Here is a 2289-nt window from a genome sequence, read left to right as displayed (position 1 = left end):
GCTGTAAAAGCCTGACGATGACCTACTTTCACACGGGAATCCGCACTATCATCGGCGCTAAGTCGTTTCACTGTCCTGTTCGAGATGGGAAGGAGTGGGACCAACTTGCTATGGTCATCAGGCATAACTTGGCGTCACCTTGACTCGCGTCAAGACAACAAATTCATAGAGCTTGGAATCAGATTTTAAGCTTGCGCTTGGGTCTTTCGACCTTTTTTGAATGCGTCAACTTGGCATAACTTCCTTGACCAATGCACACCTTGCGGTATGTGATCAAAGTTATAGGGTCAAGCCGCACGAGCAATTAGTATCAGTTAGCTTAACGCATTACTGCGCTTCCACACCTGACCTATCAACGTCCTGGTCTTGAACGACTCTTTAGGGGGCTCAAGGCCCCGGCAGATCTCATCTTGAAACGAGTTTCCCGCTTAGATGCTTTCAGCGGTTATCTCTTCCACACTTAGCTACTCGGCAATGCCACTGGCGTGACAACCGATACACCAGAGGTGTGTCCACTCCGGTCCTCTCGTACTAGGAGCAGGCTTCCTCAAATCTGCAGCGCCCACGGAAGATAGGGACCAAACTGTCTCACGACGTTTTAAACCCAGCTCACGTACCTCTTTAAATGGCGAACAGCCATACCCTTGGGACCGGCTACAGCCCCAGGATGAGATGAGCCGACATCGAGGTGCCAAACACCGCCGTCGATATGAACTCTTGGGCGGTATCAGCCTGTTATCCCCAGAGTACCTTTTATCCGTTGAGCGATGGCCCTTCCATACAGAACCACCGGATCACTATGTCCTACTTTCGTATCTGCTCGACTTGTCAGTCTCGCAGTTAAGCACGCTTATGCCATTGCACTATTATCACGATGTCCGACCGTAACTAGCGTACCTTCGAACTCCTCCGTTACGCTTTGGGAGGAGACCGCCCCAGTCAAACTGCCTACCATGCACTGTCCCCGATCCAGATAATGGACCTAGGTTAGAACCTCAAACACACCAGGGTGGTATTTCAACGTCGGCTCCACTGAAACTAGCGTTCCAGCTTCAAAGCCTCCCACCTATCCTACACAGATCTGTTCAAAGTCCAATACAAAGCTACAGTAAAGGTTCATGGGGTCTTTCCGTCTTTCCGCGGGGAGATTGCATCATCACAAACATTTCAACTTCGCTGAGTCTCAGGAGGAGACAGTGTGGCCATCGTTACGCCATTCGTGCAGGTCGGAACTTACCCGACAAGGAATTTCGCTACCTTAGGACCGTTATAGTTACGGCCGCCGTTTACTGGGACTTCAATCAAGAGCTTGCACCCCATCATTTAATCTTCCAGCACCGGGCAGGCGTCACACCCTATACGTCCACTTTCGTGTTTGCAGAGTGCTGTGTTTTTATTAAACAGTCGCAGCCACCGATTTTTTGCAACCCCGTTGGGCTCCCTCTGTTCGAGTTCACCTACTTGGGGCATACCTTCTCCCGAAGTTACGGTATCAATTTGCCGAGTTCCTTCTCCTGAGTTCTCTCAAGCGCCTTAGAATACTCATCTCGCGCACCAGTGTCGGTTTGCGGTACGGTCAATGACAAGCTGAAGCTTAGTGGCTTTTCCTGGAAGCAGGGTATCACTCACTTCAGGTGCAAGCACCCTCGTTATCACCCCTCATCTAAGCCCGGCGGATTTGCCTACCGAGCACGACTACAGGCTTGAACCAACATATCCAACAGTTGGCTGAGCTAACCTTCTCCGTCCCCACATCGCACTTGTCATCGGTACAGGAATATTGACCTGTTTCCCATCAGCTACGCATCTCTGCCTCGCCTTAGGGGCCGACTCACTCTACGCCGATGAACGTTGCGTAGAAAACCTTGCGCTTACGGCGAGGGGGCTTTTCACCCCCTTTAACGCTACTCATGTCAGCATTCGCACTTCTGATACCTCCAGCAGGGTTTACACCACCACCTTCACAGGCCTACAGAACGCTCTCCTACCACTTGCAATAAATTGCAAATCCGCAGCTTCGGTAACTGGCTTAGCCCCGTTACATCTTCCGCGCAGGACGACTCGATCAGTGAGCTATTACGCTTTCTTTAAATGATGGCTGCTTCTAAGCCAACATCCTGACTGTTTTAGCCTTCCCACTTCGTTTCCCACTTAGCCAATTTTAGGGACCTTAGCTGGCGGTCTGGGTTGTTTCCCTCTTGAGTCCGGACGTTAGCACCCGGTGCTCTGTCTCCCAAGCTGTACTCATCGGTATTCGGAGTTTGCCTTGGTTTGGTAAGTCGCCATGAC

The 2289-nt window shown here is 51.1% G+C and carries 2 rRNA genes (1 of these 2 running past the window's edge); both read right to left on the bottom strand.

Annotated features, from left to right (window positions below):
• Positions 1–9: 9 nt before the first annotated feature.
• Positions 10–122: ribosomal RNA gene (gene rrf, locus B9Z37_RS14225) — 5S ribosomal RNA — on the bottom strand.
• Between the two features lie 161 nt (positions 123–283).
• Positions 284–2289, bottom strand: a 23S ribosomal RNA gene (locus tag B9Z37_RS14220) (it continues 874 nt past the right edge of the window).

It is taken from the genome of Limnohabitans parvus II-B4, from assembly GCF_003063455.1.
In the GTDB taxonomy this organism is placed as follows: Bacteria; Pseudomonadota; Gammaproteobacteria; order Burkholderiales; family Burkholderiaceae_C; genus Limnohabitans_A; species Limnohabitans_A parvus.
The sequence above is the reverse complement of the archived record's forward strand: the minus strand, read 5'-3'. Positions and strand labels throughout refer to the sequence as shown.